The following is a 24,891-nucleotide window of genomic DNA, read 5'->3' as shown; positions in this document are numbered from 1 at the left end:
AACTTTACGTAATTAAACTAAAAATAGCTTAATTACAGCTAAGTTAATTTAGAAAGCAAACGAAACCGAACCATGGATATAACGGCCTAATTGGTCATAAAATGCACCAGGAGCCATTGTATTACCCGTCATTGCTGGTTCTTTATCAAAGATATTGTTAATACCTAAACGTGTAGTAACATTTTCATTGATAGTATAACGAGCACTAAGGTCAAGGTAAGTTTGAGCACTAATAGCACTACCAACTATGTAATCATCTTTAGTTGCATCACCTAGATAATCACCATTTTCAACTTCACCCATGTAACGGATTTTAGCATTGAAGCCTAAATCACCCATGTCGTAGTTTACATTAACAACATGTCTCCACTCTGGTTGAGGGAAACATTTAGCACTGATAGTACCAGAACAATCATAGATTGCTTCAGGTGTACCTGGAAGAGGCTCATACTCTTTAGTCATCATATAAGTGCTCATTGAAGTAACACTAAGTGGGTGACCACCTACTTCAGTATTATAAGCAGCACTAATATCTACACCTTCCCATTTACGGCTTGCAAGGTTAAGGTTAGTTGCAACAATATAACCTTGTGTACCAGTCCAAAGACTACCACCAGCATTACGGTTAATGTTATCACAGAATGCCGCATTACCAGTTTCAGCACATTGTGAAATTGTAACATCTTCACTAACAGTACCAATTACTTCTTCAATTGAAATTGTCCAGTAATCGATTGAGAAATCAATTTCATCAGTAATTTGACCAACTAAACCTAAAGTATAAGTATCAGCAATTTCAGGTTCTAAGTCAGGGTTACCACCAAAGAATCCATTATATTGACCTGCAGGACTAGGTAAAACGTTACCATATTGTGCAGCAGTAACACCTGTATTAGCACATTGTGAAGCACTGTAGCTTGGATCTGAACCGGCACATGGATCATCACCAGACCATAAACCTAACGCTTGGCTTGCATATAATTCACCAATGTTTGGCGCACGAACTGCACGGTTATAGCTTGCGCGAACTTTCCAATCATCAACTGGAGTCCAATCCACTGCAGCTTTATAAGTTGAGTGACCACCGATGCTGTCATAATCAGAGTAACGGTAACCTAATTCAACAACAAGCATTTCAGCAAATTCTTTACCTTCAAGTAATGGAATACTAAACTCAGTGTATAATTCTTTAACACTGTATCCACCAATTAAACCTTTAGTTGGACCACCTTGACCTAGTAATAAGCCTTTGTCATAAACTTCATCAACAATACGCTCATATTCTTCTTTTCTGTACTCAGTACCAAATACAGCAGCAACTGGCGTGTCCGCACCTGGCATAGAGAAGTCAAACTCACCAGTAACAAACGCACTAAAAATAAACTGATCAGAAAGTTCTACCATTGAAGCTGTACCAGTTAATGGCTTAGCTTGTTCTGGAGTTATTCCTTGATAAGTAAATACTTCGTAAGGAATACAATCAGCTATAGCAGAACAGTCTTGTCCGCTTGCACTTAATGCTTCAGTGATACGTGGACCATAGAAGTCATTAATGTAAACATTATCTACCGTAGTAGAACCAAATTGCATACTTGTATCATATGACCAAGTATCGTTAATTTCACCTTCTGTACCAACAACAATACGGAACGAATCATGTTGAATAATACTAGCACGTGCGCCACCTTCAACGTTACGTTTACCAATATAAGTAGCAAATTGATCACCCGAACCTAAACCAAAGGTATCAGTTAAATAGCCACGTTGGCCATCTGTAAGTAATGGGCTATCGTAGTCGATAAGGTAGTTTTCGTTGAAGAATGTACCCGATTCTGCAATTTGACCTTTAGTTTGATCGCGCATATACATGAATTCCATGTATGGACGTGCGTGATCATTAATTTCGTAATCTACAAATGAACCAATTGCGATTTTTTCATCTGGACGCATGAAATGGTTTACAGGGTTGTAGTTATAAACATTATCAGGATCAGCTATGAAGTTACTATTACTATCTAATGTAACATAATCATAATTTCCCCAATCGAAACCACCAGCAGCATCAGGAGCTGAAATATAAAAGTTAGGGTTTACCGCATTACCAGAACCACCACATGATGAAGCTGTTGCATTTAAAGCACAAGAGGTATAATCACGTGCAGCAAACTTCAATTCATTATTACGCTTCCATGTAGCATAAGCAACCGCATGACCTTTACCATCAGCAAAGTCGCCACCAATAGTTAATTCTAAACCAAAGTTTTCACCGTCAAGGCCTGAAGATCCTGATGGATAATCAAAACCAGCTTCATCCATTAAACCTTGGATATAACCATTGTTATTATTATGTTGGTATGCACCAGCATTTACATCTAATTTGAAACCTTCAAAATCATCATTCATAATGAAGTTAACAACACCAGCAACAGCATCAGCACCATATACTGAAGCACCACCACCAGTCATAACTTCCACTCGTTGTACAAGAGCAGCTGGAATACTGTTTACATCAGCAGCACCTGAAGAACCACCACCAGGTTGCATACGACGGCCATTGATAAGAACAAGTGTTCTTTGTTGACCTAAACCACGTAAATCTAAACCACCACGGCCTGTTGCACCGTTAGCTTCAAACACAGTAGAAGATGCTTCAATTTGAGGTAAGGTGTTAAGCATATCTTCAACACGGGTAAAACCTGATACTTTAATCTCTTCAGCGCTAGTTACTTGAATTGGGCTTGAAGTTTCCATATCAGCACGTTTGATACGAGAACCTGTAACTTGGATTTTTTCAATTTTTTCTGCACTTTCTTCAGCTTCAGCAGCAAATGAGGTTGAACTCACTGCAGCTGTTGCGCCAGCACCGAACATTACGGCCAAACGAACAGCTTTAGCTATTTTATTATTGCTATACATATTTTCTCCCTGAACCACTACTGTGGTTACTTACAGTGTTTAAAATGAGGCCTAAGCCCTAATATTATTCCGCTCTAACGGCAGAAATTAACGCTAAAATACTAATACTTACAACTTCATAAGGCAACACTATTTGTAACATTTAAACTTTAAAGCATATGCTATTCCAATATCTTATTAAAAAACAACTTTTAAAACAACAGGTTAAAACAAACCATGACTTTTCCCACCTTTTGATACAACCAAAAAAACAGTATAAAAACCAAACACCAAAATAAAATAAACCTTATAAATCAGTGTGATAGGGTTTTATAGTAATAGACAGTAGTCAATGCATACAAAGAACACTGTAAAGAAATGTGTTAAAAATAAAAAATAATCATTAAAAAACAATAAATTAAAAAACACAAAAAGCTTGAAATATGTTTTAAATACAAAATAAAAACTATCAAAAAGTATAAAAAAAGAACAACTGATTTTTTTTAACTTATTAAATAAAACAAATTATTACGCATTAATTATGCAAGTTTACAAAGCTCAACGTGATATAAAGGTTGCAATAATGTAAACAAAATGTCTGCAATTAAATTTATAACGTCTGATTCAGTTATAAAAATAAAGTTAATTCTCTTGCTTTCTACATCGACTTCCCTTGAATTTGCATAAAGTATTACTAAATTATCTCAATAATATTGAAGCAGATTATGCTAAACTCAACTCGATTTTAACATTTATAGATGAGTAACTTTGATGGATCCGATAATGGATTTGAATTTATGGATCACATTATGTAGTGTCGGATTTCTGGCAGGACTGATAGATGCCATAGCAGGCGGCGGCGGTATGTTAACTGTGCCCACATTGCTTACCTCAGGATTACCTCCCCATATAGCTCTTGGTACTAATAAGCTTGCTGCGACTTTCGGTTCATTAACGGCTTCAATTACTTTTTATAAGAAAAAACTATTTGATCCTACGTTTTGGCGCTTATCAATGTTGTTTACAGCATTAGGCGCAATTATAGGTACTTTAATAGTTAGTTCTTTATCTGTTAGCTTTCTAGAAAAAGCACTACCGGTGCTTATCATTATTACCGCTATATATACCTTAATTGCAAAAAATGTAGTGTGTAATGAAGAAGGTTTACCTGATCCCACCCCTACGTTAAAAATAACACAATCAATTCAAGGGTTTGTTTTAGGACTTTATGATGGTGTTGCTGGACCAGGTACAGGTGCATTTTGGACAGCGTCCTCTAGCGCACTTTATAAAATAAATATTTTACTAAGTTGTGGTTTAGCAAGATCAGGTAACTTTGTCAGTAATTTTTGTAGCTTATTAACCTTTATTTATTTAGGAAGTGTCAATGCATTACTTGGCATTTCAATGGGGGTGTTTATTATGGCTGGCTCATGGGTAGGTGCTCATAGTGCAATTAAGTTTGGAAGTCGTTTCATACGCCCCTTTTTTATTATTATTGTAGTAATCATGTCATGTAACCTCGCTTACCAAGCATGGACACAATAATCTGATGTTAACCTCACACGCTATTAGAAAGATAGAAACAGTACTCGCAGGGCTATTAATTCAAGCTGAACAAATCGATCAAAAGAACAAATCAAATAAAGCTTTTAAATTACGTAAAGATAGTCACTTATTTGCTGAGACCTTATTTATCACTAACAGTGAGTTTTTAGTGCCTTATGTACAAGAAATACAGAAAAAGTGTAATGAGTTGCAACGATTGCTTCAAGAGAATAAAAGTGAATTATCTCAGCATAGGCTGACTTTAATAGAACAACAAATCTCCTCAATTATAACAACAATTGAAGCAAACAGCAGTATTAACAAAACCGATAATATAACGCTTAATGCTAATAAACAGCGTAACTATAAAAAAGCAGCGCAATCATTATTCAAGCCCATTCAAAGCTTATATAGTAAATTATCTGAAACGATAGAGTTTGAACGCAGACTTTTAGTGATGTTAGCTGAAAAACAAGAATGTTTAAAAGTAGCATCACCAACTAAACATGCACAAGCAACAAATGATGTATTAATTGTACATCAACGATTAGGCCGCTGCCGACAAGCTATTTCAAAGATAGAACGTCAAATTGAAATGCAAGAAAAGCGTTAGAGTGCAACAATAAGTGCAAGATTCAATAAGAGAACGATAAACAAAAATTTTCATAAAAACATTAGCTTTTTCACTAATCTAGCATTACTCTTAAATGAAATTTATGTATAAAAGTGGTAGAGAAACATTTATGAAAATATCTGATGATATCCATAATTATTATGAAAAATTAGTTGTTCAACATTTTGCTGCTCTCAAACTAGAAGAAAAGCATGATAGCGATTTTATCGCCGATTTAACTTGCGTAGTACTCAACCAATTGCCTACACGTTATATTCGTCACGAAGTAGATATGGCTTTTTATCTGCCGGCATCTGAGCGCTTCGAAATGGAAAATAAAGTACAAGTGTCAGTCAGTAAAGCTTTAGAGTTTATGAAAACCATTAACAGCTAATAATTAAATATTACTGGTGTCGATAAATAAGTTCTCAAGTAAAGCCGCAACTTGTTTATCGCCATCAAAAAACTGAATACCAACGCTTACTTTCCCTTTATCGTTTCGAGAGTTACAAACTTTTGCTGGAATTTTAATCAGGTCGTCATTGGCATACTTCACTAATACCACAACATCTCTTTTATTAACTTCGACAGTTTCATTTGGGGCTTTAAAAGTAAAGCCACAACCTTTTAATGAAATATCGACAATCATCCCTTGAATTTGGTTAGTCGTATCGTCAACCTCAGTTATAGATATTGCTGCGGGTAAATGCGTCATAACTCGTTGATGCATACGTAGTTGTCTATTTTCAATACGTTCAGGGTAATTTAAAATTAAGAATTTATCGGGCCGTTTAGTGACACTACGAATAGTCGCTCTAAAAGCAAAACACTTTCCTTGGTCTCCTTCGAGCAAGTAACGAACTATGGCAACATTCCCCTCTTTTAAGACATCTTCGTAATCGGTGTCTTTTACCACTGGGGGGTACTTTAAAATAATATATTGTCCCATTACATAACCAATTAATGGTATTTTTAACCTTACAGGGACGGGGTGGTTAAGTTGAACGTCTAATACTTTACCCGGCAATAATTCAAAAACATCGGTAATTTCTATTTGAGTTCTTAAGGATCCTGTCATACTCGATTTACTGTCCATCTTCTACATTATTAGAATATAACGAATATCAATAACTTAAACAACGGTTAACCTATATTATTTAAGAGTGATTATACTAATGTACTATAACTGTATATTAATTTGATAATAAAAGAAGGTTTTGCTTATTTTAAAAAGAAATTTAAGTTCCTACAACATGAGTCGATAACAATAATATGAAATATGAAGAAAGTAGTTAAAACAGATGGATAACGTTACTTTATCTCCGAACTCACTAAACCGTCTTTATCTTAACGTTAAAGACAAATCCCTAGTGCAATCCAATAATGTATTACAAGAGACAAATATAAGTAACGACTCGGCTGTTACTGTCACTATTTCATCATCAGCAAGAGATAAACTCGCAGAAGAAAAAGTTTCGATTGGTCAGAAAATAGTAGAAAATTTTACGGCAAAAAAACAAGTAGACACACAAAAGGTTGAAGAAAGTTCAACAGAGTCACTTGATGCCATGATAGAACAAATTGAAGAACAAATTACTGAAATTAATGAAAAGTTAAACAAACTTAATAATGATAAAACTGAAGATGCAGCTAAAGAGCGTGATGCATTAACTGCCCAATTAATGAATTTACAAGGCACATTAATAAGTTTAATCGGAAAGAAATTAGATACAGTAGAAGCTGAAGCTAGCGCTTAAGTTTTATTTTTAACTGCATTAGCTAAAATATCTCCCCCATTTTCTGTCATAAATTGTTGAAATGCCTTCGCCAGTAAACTTTGGTTTTGAGAAGCTCTTTGTACTAAACGCCATTTATTTTTGATTGGGAAGTGTTCTACCTCTAATATTTTAAGCCCTGGAGTAAGCCCAAAATCTAAACTATGTCGACTTAAAATAGCCAAACCAAGTCCAGCGGAAACGGCCTGTTTAATAGCTTCACTGCTAGCAATAGTCATTTTTTCACGCAATTCATAACCATATTTGTTGAATAAACTAATAACCGTTTCTCTCGTACCAGATCCTTGTTCCCGAAGAATAAAAGGATAATGACTCAATCGAGCTAAACTAATTTTTGACTGTAAAGCTAATTCATGCCTCTCAGGCGCAACAACAACAACCTCATTCGTTAAAAAAGGCGTTTCTATGACTTCTATTCCCTCGGGAATTTGACTAAATAAATAAAAGTCATCACTGTTATCACGCAATCTTGAATACACCATTTCTCGATTTCCAATCTCTAATTTCACATCGACATTCGGGTGGTTTTTATTAAACGCGGCTAATAATAACGGTAAAAAGTATTGTGCTGTGGTTACAACAGAAATAGACAATGTACCTGTAACCACCCCTTGAAGATTACCAATATCAGTTTTTAAATTATCTAAAGTTTGAAATATTTGATTGGCACTACGTAAAACTGCTTTACCAGCATCAGTTAACTCGAGTTTTCGTCCATGTGCTTGATAAACAGGCAAGCCAATTAACTCACTTAGGTTTTTCAATTGTATAGACACAGAAGGTTGAGAAATAAAGAGTTTTTCAGCAACCACCGACAAACTCTGATAACGAGCAAGCGCTTGAACTAATTGAAGCTGTCTAATAGTCGGTTGTTTAATATTCATTAAATACAATTTTACTGTCAAAACACTTTATATAGACTTTTATCTATAATTGAAATAGTTATTATATATTAGACTCTATTACCTTTAACTTCTAGTATAAAGTTATCCCTTAAATAATAATATTTAAAATAGGAAACGTTGATGTTAGAGACCATTTCGCAGAATATACGCTCACTAGGTGCTGTTTTAGGGCAAGCTATTGCAAATGACACTGATCAGGCGTGGTTAGACAATATTGAGCATGTACGTTTATTAGCAAAAGATGGTATCGCCAATGAAACGTATGCTATTGAAGAATTAAAAACCATATTTGAATCTTGCGATGAAAAAAAGCTACTAATTTATGCGCGAGCCTTTAGTCAATTTTTAAACCTTGCTAATGTTGCAGAGCAACAACATACCATTAGTGAGCAAGGTTTGGCTGAACTAGATTTACCTCATCCATTAGAGTCATTAAAAGATGAACTTGGCGAGGTAACCCCAGATGTTTTTTTCAGTGCGATTAATAAATTACATATTGAATTAGTGTTAACCGCTCATCCGACTGAAGTTAATCGTCGTACTTTTATTCATAAATACCATGAAATAGCTGAACAGCTTGACACTACTGGTCCTCAATTAAATACCCGCATTGAAGAATTAATTGAACAAGCATGGAGTACTAATGAAATAAGAGGCCAACGCCCTACTCCTTTAGATGAATCTCGTTGGGGCTTAAATGCAATTAGTGATAGCTTATGGACGGCTGTACCAAAATTTGTTCGTGAATTAGACGAACTATGTCAACAAATTTCCAAACAAGCATTACCATTAGATGCAACACCCATTACCATGGCAAGTTGGATGGCGGGAGATCGTGATGGAAACCCTTTTGTTACAGCAGAATTAAGTAAACAAGCGATTATTCAAGCACGCTTACTTGCTGCAGAATTATATTTAGTTGATTTTCAAAATTTGTATTTAGAACTCTCTATGCACAAAGCAAGTGAGGCATTAATTATTGAAGATACTCAAAATATTGGTCCTTATCGTCACTTACTCAAGCAAACCATCGCTAAACTAGAAAAAAGTATCGCGCTTCTTAAAGTAAATAAAACTCAAGGCGTTATTGCCAGCCCTGAAGAGCTATTATCTCCCTTACTTATTTGTCGGGAAAACTTACTTGCAGCAGGTTTAACGAAAAGCGCCAATTCATTATTACTTGATGTTATACGTAAAGTGCATTGTTTTGGTATTTCACTGGTGAAATTAGATGTACGCCAGCATAGTGAATTTCATGATCAAACCATTGCTGAAATTGTTGAGGCACTTAATTTAGGTGACTATTTATCTTGGGATGAACAACAACGTTGTAAATTTCTTCAGCAAGAAATTAATAATACTCGCCCTTTATTACCAAACGTTACTTGGTCAGTTCAAACACAAGAAGTACTAGATACCTTTAAATTTATTGCTGAGCAGCCCAAAGAAGTTCTTGGTATTTATGTTATTTCAATGGCAAGTCACCAAAGTGATGTACTAGCGGTAAATCTTTTAATGAAGGCCACTGGCATTACTTGGGATATGCCTATTGCCCCGCTTTTTGAAACACTTGATGACTTGAATAATGCAGCACAAGTAATTGACGCATTACTTAGCAATAAAAATTACGTAAAACGCACGAAAGGTGATCAACATGTAATGATAGGCTATAGTGATTCAGCTAAAGATGCCGGTGTACTTGCCGCGGCATGGGCACAATATCAAGCCCAAGAAGCGTTAGTTGCTGCAGCTAAATGCCATAACATTACCTTAAAATTATTTCATGGTCGAGGTGGCACTATTGGTAGAGGAGGCGGTCCTGCTCATGCTGCTATAGCTTCGCAACCTCCGGGTACCCTTGAAGGTGGCTTACGAGTAACAGAACAAGGAGAAACCATACGCTTTAAATTTGGTTTACCTAACTTAGCCGTGCGTAGTTTACATTTATATGCCAGTGCAATATTAGCAAGCTTAGTTAAACCGCAACCGTCGCCGAAACCCTCTTGGCGTAAATTAATGGACGAGATGGCTTCACGCAGTTGCGATATCTATCGTGATTATGTGTGCAAACAAAATGACTTTGTTACCTACTTCAGACAAGCAACGCCAGAACAAGAACTTTCTTCATTACCATTAGGTTCTCGTCCTAGCAAGCGTAAATCAGACGGCGGCATTGAATCACTTCGTGCAATACCTTGGATATTCGCGTGGAGTCAAAATCGTTTAGTTGTTCCTAGCTGGTTAGGTTTTGGCCAGGCAATTTCAGAAATAGCAGATAAACAAAGTAGTACTATTGAAGATATGTTGGATAACTGGCCGTATTTTAGAGCGCGTATATCATTAACTGAGATGGTCTATTTAAAATCAGACAGTCAAATTTCTAAAATGTATGATGAAAGCTTAGTTGAACCAAGGTTACATTCATTAGGTGATGGTTTAAGAGCACAACTAGCTGCCGATAAAGGCACAATACTTAAACTATTAAAACAAACAGAATCATTAGAAAGTGATCAATGGAACTTAACTTCGTTTCAATTACGCCAGCCGTATTTATTGCCCCTACATTTATTGCAAATTGAAGCGCTTAAACGCTTAAGAAAGCAACCTGAGCACCCATTATGTGAACAATTACTCATGGTGAGTATGACAGGTATCGCAACAGGTATGCGTAATACTGGATAGCTATGTTCTGTAAATACAAGTAAACAGCTAACAAGGATGTTAGCTCCCCCCATATTTAACATTGTCGATTGTTAAAATAAGGTATCTTCGGTATACCTTTTTATTAACTGATACGTTAGTATAAATAAAAATTGATAATATATTTAAGTATATACCTAATGTACTTAAGAAAATTGATGACAATAATTCGCTCTTTACCCTTAATTCATACACTATTTTTCTTATGCTTGTGCTTAATTAATAGCTCAGTATATGCAGCAACCCCCATTCAAATTACAAACGATAGCGAAATAAAACTAGAGCAATTTGAAATGGCGTATTTTGTTGATAAATCAGAAAATATGCCTTTTGAACAAGTACAGGGGCAAAATTTTACTAAATCATCGAATCGTCTTTCTCTCGGCACCAAGTCCAAAACCACTTGGATTAAAATACAGCTTCATAATGTAGATAAAAACACTCAAAAACTTTATCTTCATCACCCTTATGCTTACCACAATAGTAAAGTAGAACTATATGAAGTAGAACAAGGGGTTCTGTCCAATGTACGCGTTCTAGATATGGATAAAAAAGAAACTCAACAGTGGATGTATCGTGGTAGTGCTGTTTTTGATTTCACACTACAACCCAATCAACAGAAAACCTTATTTGTTAAAAGCCTCTCTTTTTCACATCAATGGTTTGCACTTAATATATACGATGAAAATCAATCAAAAAGAGCTCTATTAGGACAATTTACTAATATTGCATTAGTCGTCGGTATGTTACTTGCTCTTATTATCTACAACTTTTTATTGTTTTTTTCTTCGCGATTAAAAGAACACTTCTACTATGCCTGTTACCTCGTTTCAGGTGGCTTTTGGATTGCTTTATCTTATGGACTATTCGCAGATCTTTTTAATATATTTGGTTCCGTTACAATAATATGGCATTTATCTTTAGTGACTATGCCTTTTTTCTTATTGCTGTTCATGATCAATATCTTCGAAACGAAAAAGAAGTATCCTATTGAACATTGGGCACTAGTTGCTGTACTCATTTTATTAGTAATAAACTTTATTCATGGCTTGTTCGATATTGTCGCTGCACTAGATTATTCAAGTACATTAGCAGCCATAATGATGCTAGCAAGCTTATCTGTAAGTCTTTCAATGCTTATTCGAAGACACCCAATGGCCTTATTTTTTTTGATTGGACATGGCCTATTTGTGGCGTTTAGTACATTAGCCGTTTTATTTTATAAAGGAATAGCAGAGTTTAATTACGTCAATAGTCATGGCGTTGGTATTGGTATCGCATTGGAAGCCCTTGTCTTATCATTGATTATTGCATATCGAATTCGCACGTTAGAAAAGTTAAAATCGACCCAGGCAGATTTACAATTATTAGCATCTACTGACCCGTTAACAAAGCTATTTAATCGTCGCCATTTTAACAGTGCCGCGGTTCAGCACTTAGACTTAGCAGAACAAACAAAACAAACGTCTTCTATTGCTCTTATCGATATAGATCATTTTAAAAGTATCAATGACACTTATGGGCACACCTTAGGAGATAAATCTATCAAGTGTGTCGCAAATATTATAAAAAATCAGTCACGTCAAGAGGATATATTAGCGCGATACGGCGGAGAAGAATTTATTATTTTAATGCCAAATACTAATTTAGACGATGCATTTATATTAATAGAAAGAATTAGAAAAAAATTAGAAAGTACCACAATAGAAATTGATACAAACCAATCTATACAATTGACAATTAGCGCAGGAATAGCAGAAGTAAACACACAAGATTTAAACCTACAAGAAGCTATTAATCAAGCAGATAAAGCCCTGTATAAATCTAAAAACAATGGTAGAAATCAATCTCAATTATTCAAAGAGTAAAAGCTTTAGCTTTACCTTATTGTAAAGCTAATATTCACTACTAATAACGTATTAGTTTTTATATCAAAGCTAGGATAATTATTTGTATGTTTTTATCTTAGCCTGACAATACTGATCACCATAGTAATTATCTGCATAATTACACTCTAAGGATTGCTCTTTGTTTTTAATTTTTGTACTGAAAGCTATTTTTACTTGGCTAACCGTTTGTTTAATTAATTTTTTCATTTGATTCATCCTTCTTTTTGAATATGAATCTATTATGATCAACAAACTGTATTAAGTATAATTAATTAAATTCACAATATCGTTCGATAAAATTGAACAAAAACACTTATCGTATTAATCACGAAATACTTTGTTTAAGTTGCTCATTAAAAAGACGTTTTAATAATCCGATTTCATCTGTTCTCACATAATTAGGACGAACGATTAATGCAATTTTTCTGTGTGGTCCAGGCTCATTTAAATGAATAGCACGAAGCTCAGAGTCGTTGTAAATCAATTGGTCAAGCGCCATTTGAGGAACTAATGTAGTCCCTAGTTTACCCGCAACCATTTGTGTCAAGGTATGTAAACTTGCTGAGTCAAAATTAGACTCTTGCTTATCGCTTTGTAGCTTACACGCCGCAAGTGCATGATCTTTCAAACAATGCCCCTCTTTTAACAACATTAACTTTTCAGTTTTTAACTGTTCACTTGTAATTTCGCGTAGTTGACTTGGACACTGATCTTTATGACTAACCCAATAAAAGTCTTCTTGCCAAAACTCAAAACTCATTAAACCATCAATAGCATAGGGCAATGCTAATATTGCAGTATCAATGTCACCATTTCGCACCATATCAACCAAGACATGAGATTGCTCTTCAATAATTTTAAGCTTAAATTCTGGGTATACTTTGCGTAACTCGGGTAAAACTTTAGGAAGTAAATAAGGTCCAATAGTAGGAATCACGCCTATAGTCATAGGGTTAGAAAAAGGTTTTTGCCCTATTGATGCTACTTGTAAAAGCTCATCTACTTCTAGTTTAATTAACTTAGCTTTATTTAAAATTAATTGCCCTTTATCAGTAATTAACACCTTTTTATTATTACGTTCAAAAATAGTCACCCCAAGCTGTTTTTCGAGTTCTGTAATAGCGGTACTCAAGGCAGATTGAGACACGTTACAGGCTTCAGCAGCTTTCTTAAAATGTAAAGTTTTTTCAATGGCTAACGCATAATGCAGCTGTTTTAATGAAATCATCGTTCTCTACTATTGATTTTATAGAATATTATCTAAATTATAATAGATATTTTAGTATATTGTTACTAGGATTGAGCTTATTGGTGGGATTAAATGAATAGTGAGATCCTATTAAGAGAGCTCACTATTCATATTGAATACAACATAAAAAATAAATATTACATGCCTAAGGCAGCTTTAACTCCCGCCCCATAAGCACTATCGGCTAAAGTACAATGCTTAATATGTCGTTGCTTAATGTCATCAGGTACATCAGCCATAGAAGCAGCGGTATTATTAAATAATGCCTGTTGTTGCTCAGCATTCATTAATCGAAATAAATCCCCAGCTTGTGAAAAGTAATCTTCATCTTCTCTATGATCCCAATGATCTGCAGCACCATCAATAGCTAATGGAGGCTCAGAAAAGTCAGGCTGTTCGGCCCACTCACCTTGGCTATTAGGTTCATAACCTATAGTTGCGCCATAATTCCCATCTGTTCGCATTTGTCCATCTCTGTGATAACTGTTGACAGGGCAACGTGCAGCATTTACGGGGATGTGATTATGGTTAACACCTAAGCGATAGCGCTGTGCATCACCATATGAAAATAATCGACCTTGTAACATTTTATCTGGTGAGAAACCAATACCAGGAACTATATTTCCAGGATTAAAAGCTGCTTGCTCAACATCAGCAAAGTAATTTTCAGGATTACGATTTAATTCCATAACACCAACTTCAATTAAAGGGTAATCTTTGTGTGGCCAAACTTTTGTTAAATCAAACGGATTATAAGGAACTTTTGTTGCATCAGCTTCCGGCATTACTTGTACTTTTAATACCCATTTTGGAAAGTCACGAGCCTCTATTGCTTCAAATAAGTCTTTTTGATGACTTTCTCTGTCTTTACCCACCAATGCTTCCGCCTCAGCATCAGTTAAATTTTTAATGCCTTGTTGAGTTTCTAAATGGAATTTCACCCAAAAACGTTCATTATTAGCATTAATAAAACTAAAAGTATGACTACCGAAACCATGCATATGTCGATAACTAGCAGGAATTCCTCTGTCACTCATAACAATGGTCACTTGATGCAAAGCTTCAGGCAACGATGTCCAAAAATCCCAGTTATTAGTTGCACTTCGCATGTTAGTTTTTGGATCCCGCTTAACTGCATGATTTAAATCAGGGAATTTAAGCGGATCACGTAAGAAAAATACAGGCGTATTATTACCTACTAAATCCCAGTTACCTTCTTCAGTATAAAATTTAACAGCAAAACCTCGAATATCACGCTCTGCATCAGCAGCACCACGCTCACCTGCAACAGTACTAAAACGTGTAAATAACTCAGTTTCTTTACCAATTTCAGAGAAAATTTTTGCTCGTGTGTATTGGCTGATATCATGTGTTACGGTAAATTTACCAAAAGCTGCTGAACCTTTAGCGTGCATTCGTCTTTCAGGAATAACTTCACGATCAAAGTGTGCCAGCTTTTCTAAGAACCAGACATCTTGTAAAAGCTGAGGTCCTCTAGGACCAGCGGTCATCACATTCTGATTATGTGCAACAGGACAACCTGCAGCTGTAGTTAATTTTTTATCTTTCATCGACATAATCCTTATTTCTTATATTAATAAAACTAAAGTAATTTCAAGTAGAGTTATCACCTACATTTATTGTAGTTAAGGAATCACAAAACAATATTCTGTTTTTTAGAACATTAAATTCAATTCATTCAAATATACCTATTAAAAAAACTTATCTACTATAGCTCCATCGAAAGCAAACAAGCTTTCAAATACAAAACATTTATTAAACAACATTTTTAAACAAGAGAGGAAATACTCATGGCACAGATAGGCAAATTAATTCCAGAATTTAAAGCACAAGCATTTCACAACGGTGAGTTTGTTGAAGTAACATCTGACAGTGTTAAAGGTAAGTGGTCAATATTCCTATTCTACCCTGCTGACTTTACTTTTGTATGCCCTACTGAATTAGAAGATATGGCGAACCAATATGAAGAATTACAAAAATTAGGCGTAGAAGTATATGCAGTATCTACTGACACTCATTTTTCTCACAAAGCTTGGCACGATTCTTCAGAAGCTATTGGTAAAATTAAATTTCCAATGATTGGTGACCAAACAGGCAACATTACTCGTGGTTTTGATGTAATGATTGAAGAAGATCACATGGCTCACCGTGGTACTTTCTTAGCAGACCCAGACGGTGTTATTCAAGTCGCTCACATCCATGCTGGTGGAATTGGACGTAGTGCAAAAGACATGGTTCGTAATGTTAAAGCAGCACAATATGTTCGTGAAAACGATGGTGAAGTATGTCCAGCTGCTTGGGAACAAGGTGAAGCAACATTAACACCAAGCTTAGATTTAGTTGGAAAAATCTAAACTAACTTAAATTAAATTCATTTATAGCAATTGCTATATAACTCTCCAATGTACTGGCGAGATCTGGAATCTCCAAATCTCGCCTTTTTTTCCAGATTGCAGTAATAAGGTAATACTATGTTAAGCAACGATATTTTAAATGCACTAAAATCATATACTCAAAATATGACTAACAAGGTGGCGCTAGTTCTACAAACTGGTGAACATACAAAACGCGCAGAGTTAGTCGAATTTTTAACACAATTATGCTCTGTATCAGATAATTTAACCTTGATTGAGCGTGATGATAACCTACGTAGTCCTATTACGTTTTATTTAGAAGTTGAAGAAAAAAATAATGGCATTCATTTTTCAGGTATTCCCAGCGGCCACGAATTTAACTCATTAGTTTTAGCCATACTACATTCTTCTGGTACAGAGCTTAAACTTGATAACACCTTGAGTAGCATGGTTAAGAAAATTAAAGACTCGCTACACTTTGAAGTATTTATTTCGTTAAGTTGTCACAATTGCCCTGACGTTGTGCAATCGTTAAATCAATTTGCTCTACTTAATGAAAACATCAGCACTGAAATGATAGACGGCGGTTTATTTCAAGACCTAGTCAACGAGCGAAATATTCAAGGCGTACCCAGTGTTTATTTAAATGGTGAATTATTTGCCAATGGTAAAATTGATACAGCTCAACTAGTTGATAAGCTTATACAACGCTTTCCTGAAATAGTCGGTGGTGACGAAACGCAAGCCCTACCATTACAAGATGTGACTATAATTGGCGGCGGTCCTGCGGGTATAGCATCGGCAATATATGCTGCACGTAAAGGCTTAAATGTGACTATGATTGCTGACCGTATAGGTGGACAAGTAAAAGATACAGTGGGTATTGAAAACTTAATTTCAGTACCCAAAACCACCGGCGCTGAATTAACCGGTAATATGCAAGCACATTTAAATGATTATGATGTGACTATAAAAGAATTTTTACGCGTTGAAACCATTGAAAAAGGCGACGCAACAACAAAATCTGCACACAAACTACACCTTTCTAGCGGTGAAACTATTGAAACAAAAACAATTATTGTAGCTACAGGTGCAAAATGGCGTGAACTAGGAGTTCCTGGTGAAAAAGAAAATGTTGGTTCTGGCGTGGCTTACTGTCCACACTGTGACGGGCCTTTCTTTAAAGGAAAAGACGTTGCTGTTGTTGGCGGTGGTAACTCAGGTATTGAAGCGGCGCTTGATTTAGCAGGCATGGTTAATCATGTAACAGTATTTGAATTTTTACCCGAATTGAAAGCCGACCAGGTATTAGTAGAAAAAGCACAAGCACATGAAAAAATTACCATTATTAAAAATGCGGCAACAAAAGAAGTGATTGCAGAAGATGGTAAAGTAACGGCTCTTGCTTATGAAGACCGAGTTACGGGTGATATTAAACAACAAGCACTATCAGGTATTTTTGTACAAATAGGTTTGTTGCCTAACAGTAGCTTCTTAGAAGGTGTAGTTGAACGTACTCAGCATGGAGAGGTTGTTATTGACGAAAAATGTCAAACGAATATTCCAGGGATATTTGCAGCAGGTGATGTAACGACAGTACCATATAAACAAATAATTATCGCAATGGGTGAAGGTGCTAAAGCGTCTTTATCAGCTTTTGATTATATTATAAGAGAAAGCTAGACACTGAAATTAAACGGTTTCTAAAACGAGAAACGCCCCACTTAACGATGTCTAAGTGGGGCGTTTTTTTATTAGTAATCTCGCTTAATAGGCACCAGCGCCGTATGTTAATTCATAACTATGGCTATAAATTTCAAGAATGTTACCAAATGGGTCTTCCATGTATATCATTCGATAAGGTTTTTCATTCGGATAATAATAACGAGGTTCTGCCATGCGTTTTTTACCGCCCTCTGCCACGATTTTTTCAGCTAGTTCTTCTAAGTTTGGATCTTGAACACAAAAATGAAATACCCCGGTTTTCCAATATTCAAAATTGTTTTCTGGTTGCTGCTGATTTTCAAATTCAAACAACTCAACACCTATTCTATCCCCCGTTGAAAGGTGGGCTATTTTAAACTTGTTCCATTTCGCTCCAAATACATCCGTGCACATTTCGCCAATAGGACTATCATCTTCCACGATTTCTGTTGGTTTCATAATTTCGTACCAACCCAGCACTTCGGTATAAAATTTAACGGCTTGTTCTAAATTAGGTACTGAAATACCTATGTGTGAAAAAGTTCTTGGGGATGCTTTGCTCATTTTAATTCCTCAATTGATGTAATGACCAAAGTATAAAACTTATGATAAAGTATAAAAAATTATCATTTATTATCAATATAAGTACATTTCGTAATGATTAATCACCTTTGGTTGAAAACATTTTGCACTCTTGCAGAAATAGGTCATTTTACTAAAACAGCTGATAAGCTTTTTATGACGCAATCAGGAGTCAGTCAACATATTAAAAAACTAGAACAGCAATTAGGAATCACACTGTTAATTAGAGATGGTAAATCATTCACACTAAATGACGCTGGCAACAAATTATTTATCAAGGGACAAGAACTTCTTAAATCGTCACAGGAATTAGAACGTTTAATTACCCAAGATGAGCCACATGAAGGCTCTATCATAATGGCATCACCGGGTAGTGTTGGTTTACAACTGTATCCGCACTTACTTAATATTCAAATAAAGTACCCTAAATTAGTGATAAATTATGATTTTGCACCCAACCGCAGTATTGAACAAAGGTTAGCCAATAGAGAAATAGACTTAGGCATAATTTCGCAGCTTAGCGGTTTAGGAAGCATTGTTTGTGAGAAAATAGCAATTGAGCCTTTAGTGCTAGTCACTTCGCAAAAATTTCACTCGATAGATTGGCAAACCTTATTATCACTTGGCTTTATATCACACCCTGATGCTAATCATCATGGACAGTTATTACTCAGTAAAAACTTTCCGGAATTTGAACATGTAAATCAATTTATCCAACGCGGTTATTCTAATCAAATTAGCTTGATATTAGAGCCCGTATCTAAAGGGTTAGGCTTCACTGTATTACCTCTTTTTGCCGCTAAAGCATTTCACCAGCAGAACTTAATTAACATCCATCCATTAATAAATTCTGTCAGTGAAAGCCTATATTTATGTGTTAATAAACACGCTATACCTACCAATAGAGTCAAATTTATGAAAAATGTGATCAAAGATTTTCTCTGTTAATATCATGAGAAATACCTTAAATAAATCAAAGGTTAGTAGAAAGTTATTACTTTGAAACTTAAGTTTTTATAAACCAAGCAAAGGGAGATGTTTTATTTTTTTGTATCGTAGTGAGAGTGAAATACAATGTGATAGTTCATTCACCGGCAGCGCTTGCCCTCTATTGAATACAAGAGCACGATTACCTTCATAAATAAAAATATTGCCATACACTTCTTTGAATGTTTCTATCAATGTTGTTTTGCAATTAAAGTAGACATAATATTGTTCAGGAGATTTAGCTTTCCAGTCAAACCTAATGCTACTACCGATTTTTGAAGTATAACTAGGCTCACCCCACTTCAAGGTTTCAATTAAATCACTAATACCTTCTTGTGCTGCGACTCTTAAAATAAGATCACGAATCGTATGCAGCGAAATAGCAATATCTTTTGGATAAGTTTCGAATTTCTGTTTTACACTACAGTTTAGCATCCTGTACTAATGATGGTGATCACAGGTTCGCCATCACTTTTCCAATGATATTCAAAATAACAGTTGGTCGCTTTCACTTCAGCAACTGATGGTTGTGCTATATCTAAAACACTGCGAGGTGAAGCAACCACAGAATAACTACCGCCTGTTGTATAAATACGATATGCCCAGTCATTCACATCTAAACCTGCACCTTCAAATATTTCAGGGGGAGAAGAGTAATCTGCAGAAAATCCAGCACCTAAAGCTGTTGCAGCCCAAGGTTGATAATTACTGCCCTTTACACCTGAAAACTCAACAACGGTAGTAAAACTATTACCTGATGTTAATGTTTTTGCCTTAAATAGCGATACTGCTGATTTAATTGCGCCCGTAGCACCTTCCATTATCGCGAGGTTAGCATCTGACTTTAAATTAATATATTTGGGGAGTGCCGTAACAGCCAAAATACCAAGAATAACAATAACAACAACTAACTCGATTAAAGTAAAACCTGAGTTTTTCTTAACTACTACTTTTTTTGTCTGTAAGTGCATTAAATTAACCGAAATAATAAATGATGCTAATTGATTAGTAGGCAAAGGTTAAAGCATACTTTTATCACGCGCAAGTAGTGCTGTATGCTTCAGTAAATTTATATCACCGATTTTACCATGGCCAGGCACCACTATGTTAATATCAGGGTATTGAGATATTACTTTTTCAATAGATTTTGGCCAGCTACTTATAGATGCATCCGCAGTATTGCCTAAGTTTTTACTCTCAATACTTTTAACAAAACAGCCCCCAAAAAGTACTTTACTTTTAGGTAACCAAACCACGATGTTGTCATGACTATGGCCCGCTCCTGGATAAAATATTTCTATTGTATTTGGCACTAATACATAGTTATCACTGATAATTTCATCACTAGATTGTTCTTTATTATTGAGAGCTAATAACTCATTGGTTAGCGATAATGCATACGTTTTTATTTTAGAACGATTAAGAATAGGAATACCCGCACTAGCATCTTCGTGAAAATGAGTAACAACACTTGCCTTAAGTTTTAACCCTTTGGACTTTATCCACTTGATCAATTGCTGAGTATCGGCCAACGACCATGGCGTATCAATAATATAAGCATCGTTGCCATCAATAACTACTAAGCCAGAAGCGGCAACCATTCCCCATGGTTTAACATGTTTATATGATATATGTTGATAAACATCATTACTTATCTCTACTATTTTTAGTTGCGGTACATCTAATTGAGTTACGTTTGTCTGAGGTATTTTTTCATTAGCAAGACTAATGAAGGTAATAACGCTAAATAAAAAAATAATATACTTCATGCTCTAAGCTCATTAAATAGGAACTCGAACAAGTTAGCATATTAAATTTATCAGTGAAATATTGATAAGAAAAATAAAAGAAGCATCAAGACGCCTTGCTGCTTCTTAACTTTTTAGGATGGAATTTATTGGCTAATAATCACTACTTAGTTAAAAGCCTCAAATAATTACTTTGTTCTAGACAATAAATACTCGGCCACTGCAAGACGTGTTTTTTCGTCTAAATAATTCTGTGGTGGCATTTCAGGATAATCTTCACGTTTTTTAGTTGGGTTATTAATATAATCAGATATACCTTGAGGGTTATCCATATATAGAGCCTGAATTATTTGAATTGGAGGACCAATCATACGACCTGTGTAGGTATGACAGCCCGCACAAACACCATTATATACTACCTTTCCACGTTCTGATGGATCAATAACTCTCGGCGGTACAGGTTCATCTAATAAATAAGTATCAATCGATGCGGTATTAGTAAACCCACACTCTTCCCAGCCTTTTACACCAACACTAACATAACGATGACGATTGATAATACAGCTACCTGTACTTTTACCAACACGGACAATGTCAGGTTTCCCTTGTTTAAACTCAGTCAACATTAATGCTTTAACTTCATCGATAGTGTCATAACCATTATTATGCATAAGGTTATTCAATATTTTAACACCATCAGGGTTAGGATCAGATTCTGGATCAGTTGTTACATTTGGCGCATTGGCATGGTCGGTAATTAATATTCCAGCCGTTTTATTTCCGGTGATAATGTTATTTTCAACGACAACGTCATCAGCAGCCATAATCAATATACCGGTACCAGCAGGAATACCACCAACAGTTGAACCAGGTGCCCCAAAGTTTTTATGATTGTTATCATAAATAAAATTATTACGTATAATTACATCAAACGTTGTTTTTATAGGTAAACCTGGAGTAATAAAAGCTAAAATCCCCCCAGTATTATTGTAAACATTGTTATTTTCAACAATTGCATGGCGTGAGTTTTCAATTTCAATGCCAGCAACATTAGCAAATACATCATTATGAGATACATGAATATTATCACTCATTCCAACATAAATAGCAGCGTCTTCAATACCCGAAATCACGTTATATTCAACAATGCCATTTTTTCCTAATTGAGGGAATATACCGTACACGCCAGTATCGATAATTATATTATTTCGGATCTCAAAATTATTACCCGCCTGCCCCATTATCGCATTACCTTTATATTTGGTAATAATAAAGTTTTCGATAACAAAGTTATTACCCGAGTATAAAAAGGCATCATTTAAAATCCCTTCACCATCTAAGGTAGCTCGTTTACCTTCTTGGATCACTCCAATAATACGAATGTCATCTTTATCAACATAGACTGTTTCATGATAAGTACCAGGCATAACCTGAATAGTATCTCCAGGCTTTGCGGTAATTACCGCATCCATAATTTTATCACCATCATTTACTACATGAACTTGGCCTGCAACTGTTCGCTCTGCGGCTGCCGTTTTAAGCGCACTTTTAGCCACATCAACATCGGCTGACTTATCATAGCCACCACTATAACTTGCACCACCAGAAGTATTTGTGATCACTGGGGTTGCATTTTGATTTCCACCAAAATACATTCCTCCTGCAAAGGCTCCTACGACAAGTATTGCACCAATTATTTTTCCTGAACTCATATTATTCCCCACTATGCGTGATTATTTTTTCGTTATTTGGTTTTAATTGTGTTGATTGTTTTACTAATGTTGATGATTGATTTTCACTTATTCTTTGTTGATATTTTTTATCTACCACAGGTAAGCCTGAAGGCACTTTCGTTGGAATTCTTGGAGTTAAACTTGCATCGGTTAATGTACCTAAAAAGGTCACAATTAAGTCTAGTTCATCGTCGGTTAAATTAGGCTCAGAGATATGCCAATGAATTAACATTGTTTCACCTTCTGGGATTGAATTTCCACGGCCATCATTATAAAACTTAACGGCATCTCTCAAATTATCGTATCGGCCAGAGTGCATATAAGGAGCTGATTTAACGATATTTCTCAACGTCGGAACTTTAAAGCCACCACGCAGCTTAGGTGCGTTATAAGTTTTTTCTGCTCCAATATCTAGTTTTCTTCCTTCTGGTTCCGGAGCACCGATCACTGCAACTTCGTTATTTGTAAATAAAGGAGGTTGATGACATTCTGCACATCTTGCAACAAACGAGCGAAACACATTTAACCCTGCAATTTCTTCCTCTGTTAACGCTTTGTGATAACCATGTGCATATCGATCGTAACGGCTATTTAATGAAATAAGAGAAGTTTGAAATGCCGTAAGGGATGTATATATTTGCGCTAATTCAATCTTTTCTTCTTCAGGAAACGCTTGCTTGAACATAGCGACATAATATTCATTGGTACGTAAAGTCTCTAATAACTGACTTGGGTTATTTCCCATTTCAAGAGGGTCATATAATGGTCCCAACGCTTGTTCCTCTAAACTAGTAGAGCGAGCGTCCCAAAAAAACTTATCAACAAAAGCTACATTCCATAATGAAGGAGCAGAACGCGCAATTTTCTCACCTGTAATTCCGATACTTCTATCAAGATCATCACTAAAACCTTTATCAGGTTGATGACAACTAGCACAAGAAATTGAACCATCTTTTGATAACGCAGGATCGAAAAACAAAAAGCGTCCTAAATCAATTTGTGCAGGGGTAAAACCATCTCTATGTGGCGGTAAATTAGTTTGTGTCCCCCCTAAACCTTTATTTTGTACCGAGCTATAAAATTGATATTGAGTTAACAATCTACAAACACCTTGTTCTGTTAACTCAAAGCTTGGTGGACAATGTTGTGCTAGCGTAAAATCTTCAACTTGCTGAAATACAGCTAATGTTTGCCTAACTTTATTTTGTTTGGCCACAGCAGCACCTTGAGGAGCCGCATTAGTAAAAAAGATAATACTAAAAATAACTAACACTGCGATACTCGTTAGTGTTTTCATAGCGTTATTACTTCTGCGTTGAAATGTAATAAAAAATATCTTCAAGCTCTTTGCCTGAAGAGGTTTTAGACATCATCGCCATTTGACGACCAAGCTTATCATCTGAATGCGTACCACGAATTCCAGTTGAAAAGTTAATCATTTGGCGTCTTAAATAGTCTATGCTTTGTCCTGATAATTTAGGTGAATTCATTGAAGGATTCCCTTGGGCTTGTCCACCATGACATGCGCCGCATCTTGCTTGATAATAACGGTCTCCATTTTTTAAATCACCTGTAACTTGATGTTCGATAGTAGGTGAAGGCAATGCCGCTAAGAAAGTGGTAATTTGGGGAACTTCCGTGTTCAAATCTAATTGTTTACTAATAGCAACCATTTGCATACCAAGCACATCTTTTTCATGACGTCCTCGTAGTCCATTAGTAAAATTCAATAATTGTCTATTAAGATAATTAGCTGATTGCCCTGCAAGTGCTGGTGACTTTAATTGTGTATTTCCCTCTCCTTGCTCTCCATGACATGCAATACATTGACGATAACTTTCAGGCATTTTATTGGCACTTAATGAAAAACTAAAACTACTTAGAAGTAAGCCAACTAAGATCAAAAATGTTGCCCGTATATTTTTAATAAAATATACGTTGATTAAATTCGCAGAAGATAAAAAATTCAATTTACTCATAAAAAACTTATTCATAAAGAAGTCACCTTAAAATTTAAGGATCAATATAAAGTTAGAAGAATTAAATTGCTGACGAATTCCAGAAAAAAGCTGACGAATTACATAAAAAGTTAAAAATTAAAGAATAAATAAAGGGGAATATACAAGGTAAGGATTAAAAATGAGTACTAATTATAATTTGATAATAA

At 35.4% G+C, this 24,891-nt stretch carries 22 protein-coding genes; 9 read left to right on the top strand and 13 right to left on the bottom strand.

Going from position 1 to position 24,891, the window contains the following annotated elements; translation table 11 throughout:
- Positions 1-48: 48 nt before the first annotated feature.
- Entirely contained in the window at positions 49-2,916 is a 2,868-nt protein-coding gene (locus tag IE155_RS14920) for a TonB-dependent receptor domain-containing protein (protein ID WP_189379050.1), read from the bottom strand.
- 747 nt (positions 2,917-3,663) lie between these two features.
- Here IE155_RS14920 and IE155_RS14915 point away from each other — a divergent pair.
- From IE155_RS14915 to IE155_RS14905, 3 genes are all read left to right on the top strand, one after another.
- Positions 3,664-4,443: a TSUP family transporter gene (locus IE155_RS14915; protein ID WP_373295376.1), complete on the top strand. Its 780-nt coding sequence runs from the start codon at positions 3,664-3,666 to the stop codon at positions 4,441-4,443.
- 4 nt (positions 4,444-4,447) lie between these two features.
- A complete protein-coding gene (gene priC, locus IE155_RS14910) occupies positions 4,448-5,056 on the top strand; it encodes a primosomal replication protein PriC (protein WP_189379048.1) in 609 nt (202 codons plus the stop codon).
- A 130-nt stretch (positions 5,057-5,186) separates the two neighbouring features.
- Entirely contained in the window at positions 5,187-5,450 is a 264-nt protein-coding gene (locus IE155_RS14905) for a late competence development ComFB family protein (protein ID WP_189379047.1), read from the top strand.
- A 3-nt stretch (positions 5,451-5,453) separates the two neighbouring features.
- On the opposite strand, the gene IE155_RS14900 is transcribed toward IE155_RS14905, so the two are convergent.
- A complete protein-coding gene (locus tag IE155_RS14900) occupies positions 5,454-6,152 on the bottom strand; it encodes a PilZ domain-containing protein (protein ID WP_229817351.1) in 699 nt (232 codons plus the stop codon).
- Between the two features lie 205 nt (positions 6,153-6,357).
- Between IE155_RS14900 and IE155_RS14895 the strand changes: the two genes are divergently transcribed.
- Positions 6,358-6,813 carry a hypothetical protein gene (locus IE155_RS14895; protein WP_189379046.1) on the top strand — a complete coding sequence of 152 codons (456 nt, stop codon included), beginning with the start codon at positions 6,358-6,360 and terminating at the stop codon, positions 6,811-6,813.
- On the opposite strand, the gene IE155_RS14890 is transcribed toward IE155_RS14895, so the two are convergent.
- Positions 6,810-7,736: a LysR substrate-binding domain-containing protein gene (locus IE155_RS14890; protein WP_189379045.1), complete on the bottom strand. Its 927-nt coding sequence runs from the start codon at positions 7,734-7,736 to the stop codon at positions 6,810-6,812. The two genes, IE155_RS14895 and IE155_RS14890, sit on opposite strands and share 4 nt — an antisense overlap.
- 141 nt (positions 7,737-7,877) lie before the next feature.
- Here IE155_RS14890 and ppc point away from each other — a divergent pair, with 141 nt between their 5' ends.
- Both ppc and IE155_RS14880 read left to right on the top strand, forming a co-directional pair.
- A complete protein-coding gene (gene ppc, locus IE155_RS14885; RefSeq protein ID WP_189379044.1) occupies positions 7,878-10,439 on the top strand; it encodes a phosphoenolpyruvate carboxylase in 2,562 nt (853 codons plus the stop codon).
- A gap of 176 nt (positions 10,440-10,615) precedes the next feature.
- Positions 10,616-12,325, top strand: a complete 1,710-nt coding sequence (locus IE155_RS14880) for a sensor domain-containing diguanylate cyclase (protein WP_189379043.1) — start codon at positions 10,616-10,618, stop codon at positions 12,323-12,325.
- Positions 12,326-12,403: 78 nt separating this feature from the next.
- Here the strand turns inward: IE155_RS14880 and IE155_RS14875 are convergent, their stop codons facing one another.
- From IE155_RS14875 to katE2, 3 genes are all read right to left on the bottom strand, one after another.
- Positions 12,404-12,553, bottom strand: coding sequence for a hypothetical protein (locus IE155_RS14875; protein ID WP_189379042.1), 150 nt, complete (start codon positions 12,551-12,553; stop codon positions 12,404-12,406).
- Between the two features lie 118 nt (positions 12,554-12,671).
- On the bottom strand, positions 12,672-13,574 hold the full coding sequence (locus tag IE155_RS14870; RefSeq protein ID WP_189379041.1) for a hydrogen peroxide-inducible genes activator: 903 nt from the start codon (positions 13,572-13,574) through the stop codon (positions 12,672-12,674).
- A 158-nt stretch (positions 13,575-13,732) separates the two neighbouring features.
- The gene (gene katE2, locus IE155_RS14865; RefSeq protein WP_189379040.1) at positions 13,733-15,166 is read right to left on the bottom strand and encodes a catalase KatE2; all 1,434 of its coding nucleotides are present in this window, start codon (positions 15,164-15,166) and stop codon (positions 13,733-13,735) included.
- 240 nt (positions 15,167-15,406) lie between these two features.
- Here katE2 and ahpC point away from each other — a divergent pair, with 240 nt between their 5' ends.
- Positions 15,407-15,970, top strand: coding sequence for an alkyl hydroperoxide reductase subunit C (gene ahpC, locus IE155_RS14860; protein ID WP_189379039.1), 564 nt, complete (start codon positions 15,407-15,409; stop codon positions 15,968-15,970).
- 117 nt (positions 15,971-16,087) lie between these two features.
- Positions 16,088-17,653 carry an alkyl hydroperoxide reductase subunit F gene (gene ahpF / locus IE155_RS14855; protein ID WP_189379038.1) on the top strand — a complete coding sequence of 522 codons (1,566 nt, stop codon included), beginning with the start codon at positions 16,088-16,090 and terminating at the stop codon, positions 17,651-17,653.
- Positions 17,654-17,737: 84 nt separating this feature from the next.
- Here the strand turns inward: ahpF and IE155_RS14850 are convergent, their stop codons facing one another.
- On the bottom strand, positions 17,738-18,238 hold the full coding sequence (locus tag IE155_RS14850) for a lactoylglutathione lyase family protein (protein WP_189379037.1): 501 nt from the start codon (positions 18,236-18,238) through the stop codon (positions 17,738-17,740).
- 93 nt (positions 18,239-18,331) lie between these two features.
- Here IE155_RS14850 and IE155_RS14845 point away from each other — a divergent pair, with 93 nt between their 5' ends.
- Positions 18,332-19,204, top strand: a complete 873-nt coding sequence (locus IE155_RS14845) for a LysR family transcriptional regulator (protein WP_189379036.1) — start codon at positions 18,332-18,334, stop codon at positions 19,202-19,204.
- Between the two features lie 66 nt (positions 19,205-19,270).
- On the opposite strand, the gene IE155_RS14840 is transcribed toward IE155_RS14845, so the two are convergent.
- The 6 genes from IE155_RS14840 to IE155_RS14815 all read right to left on the bottom strand — a co-directional run bounded on the left by IE155_RS14840 (position 19,271) and on the right by IE155_RS14815 (position 24,718).
- Entirely contained in the window at positions 19,271-19,678 is a 408-nt protein-coding gene (locus IE155_RS14840) for a DUF1801 domain-containing protein (protein ID WP_189379035.1), read from the bottom strand.
- On the bottom strand, positions 19,672-20,259 hold the full coding sequence (locus IE155_RS14835; protein WP_308433837.1) for a type II secretion system protein: 588 nt from the start codon (positions 20,257-20,259) through the stop codon (positions 19,672-19,674). The genes IE155_RS14840 and IE155_RS14835 overlap by 7 nt, the downstream gene beginning before the upstream one ends.
- A gap of 3 nt (positions 20,260-20,262) precedes the next feature.
- The gene (bla, locus tag IE155_RS14830; RefSeq protein ID WP_189379033.1) at positions 20,263-21,012 is read right to left on the bottom strand and encodes a subclass B1 metallo-beta-lactamase; all 750 of its coding nucleotides are present in this window, start codon (positions 21,010-21,012) and stop codon (positions 20,263-20,265) included.
- Between the two features lie 167 nt (positions 21,013-21,179).
- Positions 21,180-22,703 carry a parallel beta-helix domain-containing protein gene (locus tag IE155_RS14825; protein WP_189379032.1) on the bottom strand — a complete coding sequence of 508 codons (1,524 nt, stop codon included), beginning with the start codon at positions 22,701-22,703 and terminating at the stop codon, positions 21,180-21,182.
- Between the two features lies 1 nt (position 22,704).
- Positions 22,705-24,021 carry a cytochrome-c peroxidase gene (locus tag IE155_RS14820; RefSeq protein ID WP_189379031.1) on the bottom strand — a complete coding sequence of 439 codons (1,317 nt, stop codon included), beginning with the start codon at positions 24,019-24,021 and terminating at the stop codon, positions 22,705-22,707.
- A 7-nt stretch (positions 24,022-24,028) separates the two neighbouring features.
- The gene (locus tag IE155_RS14815) at positions 24,029-24,718 is read right to left on the bottom strand and encodes a c-type cytochrome (RefSeq protein ID WP_189379030.1); all 690 of its coding nucleotides are present in this window, start codon (positions 24,716-24,718) and stop codon (positions 24,029-24,031) included.
- Positions 24,719-24,891 lie beyond the last annotated feature (173 nt).

Origin of the sequence: Thalassotalea profundi, assembly GCF_014653195.1 — a bacterium.
GTDB classification, from domain to species: domain Bacteria; phylum Pseudomonadota; class Gammaproteobacteria; order Enterobacterales; family Alteromonadaceae; genus Thalassotalea_B; species Thalassotalea_B profundi.
Note: the sequence above shows the minus strand (reverse complement) of the source record. Positions and strands in the feature narration are given on the sequence as shown.

What these genes read in the sequence shown, in the direction of transcription:
- IE155_RS14920 (WP_189379050.1), bottom strand. Translation starts at nt 2,916, where the DNA reads ATGTATAGCAATAATAAAATAGCTAAAGCTGTTCGTTTGGCCGTAATG.
- priC (WP_189379048.1), top strand. Translation starts at nt 4,448, where the DNA reads ATGTTAACCTCACACGCTATTAGAAAGATAGAAACAGTACTCGCAGGG.
- IE155_RS14905 (WP_189379047.1), top strand. Translation starts at nt 5,187, where the DNA reads ATGAAAATATCTGATGATATCCATAATTATTATGAAAAATTAGTTGTT.
- IE155_RS14900 (WP_229817351.1), bottom strand. Translation starts at nt 6,152, where the DNA reads ATGGACAGTAAATCGAGTATGACAGGATCCTTAAGAACTCAAATAGAA.
- IE155_RS14895 (WP_189379046.1), top strand. Translation starts at nt 6,358, where the DNA reads ATGGATAACGTTACTTTATCTCCGAACTCACTAAACCGTCTTTATCTT.
- IE155_RS14890 (WP_189379045.1), bottom strand. Translation starts at nt 7,736, where the DNA reads ATGAATATTAAACAACCGACTATTAGACAGCTTCAATTAGTTCAAGCG.
- ppc (WP_189379044.1), top strand. Translation starts at nt 7,878, where the DNA reads ATGTTAGAGACCATTTCGCAGAATATACGCTCACTAGGTGCTGTTTTA.
- IE155_RS14880 (WP_189379043.1), top strand. Translation starts at nt 10,616, where the DNA reads ATGACAATAATTCGCTCTTTACCCTTAATTCATACACTATTTTTCTTA.
- IE155_RS14875 (WP_189379042.1), bottom strand. Translation starts at nt 12,553, where the DNA reads ATGAAAAAATTAATTAAACAAACGGTTAGCCAAGTAAAAATAGCTTTC.
- IE155_RS14870 (WP_189379041.1), bottom strand. Translation starts at nt 13,574, where the DNA reads ATGATTTCATTAAAACAGCTGCATTATGCGTTAGCCATTGAAAAAACT.
- katE2 (WP_189379040.1), bottom strand. Translation starts at nt 15,166, where the DNA reads ATGAAAGATAAAAAATTAACTACAGCTGCAGGTTGTCCTGTTGCACAT.
- ahpC (WP_189379039.1), top strand. Translation starts at nt 15,407, where the DNA reads ATGGCACAGATAGGCAAATTAATTCCAGAATTTAAAGCACAAGCATTT.
- ahpF (WP_189379038.1), top strand. Translation starts at nt 16,088, where the DNA reads ATGTTAAGCAACGATATTTTAAATGCACTAAAATCATATACTCAAAAT.
- IE155_RS14850 (WP_189379037.1), bottom strand. Translation starts at nt 18,238, where the DNA reads ATGAGCAAAGCATCCCCAAGAACTTTTTCACACATAGGTATTTCAGTA.
- IE155_RS14845 (WP_189379036.1), top strand. Translation starts at nt 18,332, where the DNA reads ATGATTAATCACCTTTGGTTGAAAACATTTTGCACTCTTGCAGAAATA.
- IE155_RS14840 (WP_189379035.1), bottom strand. Translation starts at nt 19,678, where the DNA reads ATGCTAAACTGTAGTGTAAAACAGAAATTCGAAACTTATCCAAAAGAT.
- bla (WP_189379033.1), bottom strand. Translation starts at nt 21,012, where the DNA reads ATGAAGTATATTATTTTTTTATTTAGCGTTATTACCTTCATTAGTCTT.
- IE155_RS14825 (WP_189379032.1), bottom strand. Translation starts at nt 22,703, where the DNA reads ATGAGTTCAGGAAAAATAATTGGTGCAATACTTGTCGTAGGAGCCTTT.
- IE155_RS14820 (WP_189379031.1), bottom strand. Translation starts at nt 24,021, where the DNA reads ATGAAAACACTAACGAGTATCGCAGTGTTAGTTATTTTTAGTATTATC.
- IE155_RS14815 (WP_189379030.1), bottom strand. Translation starts at nt 24,718, where the DNA reads ATGAATAAGTTTTTTATGAGTAAATTGAATTTTTTATCTTCTGCGAAT.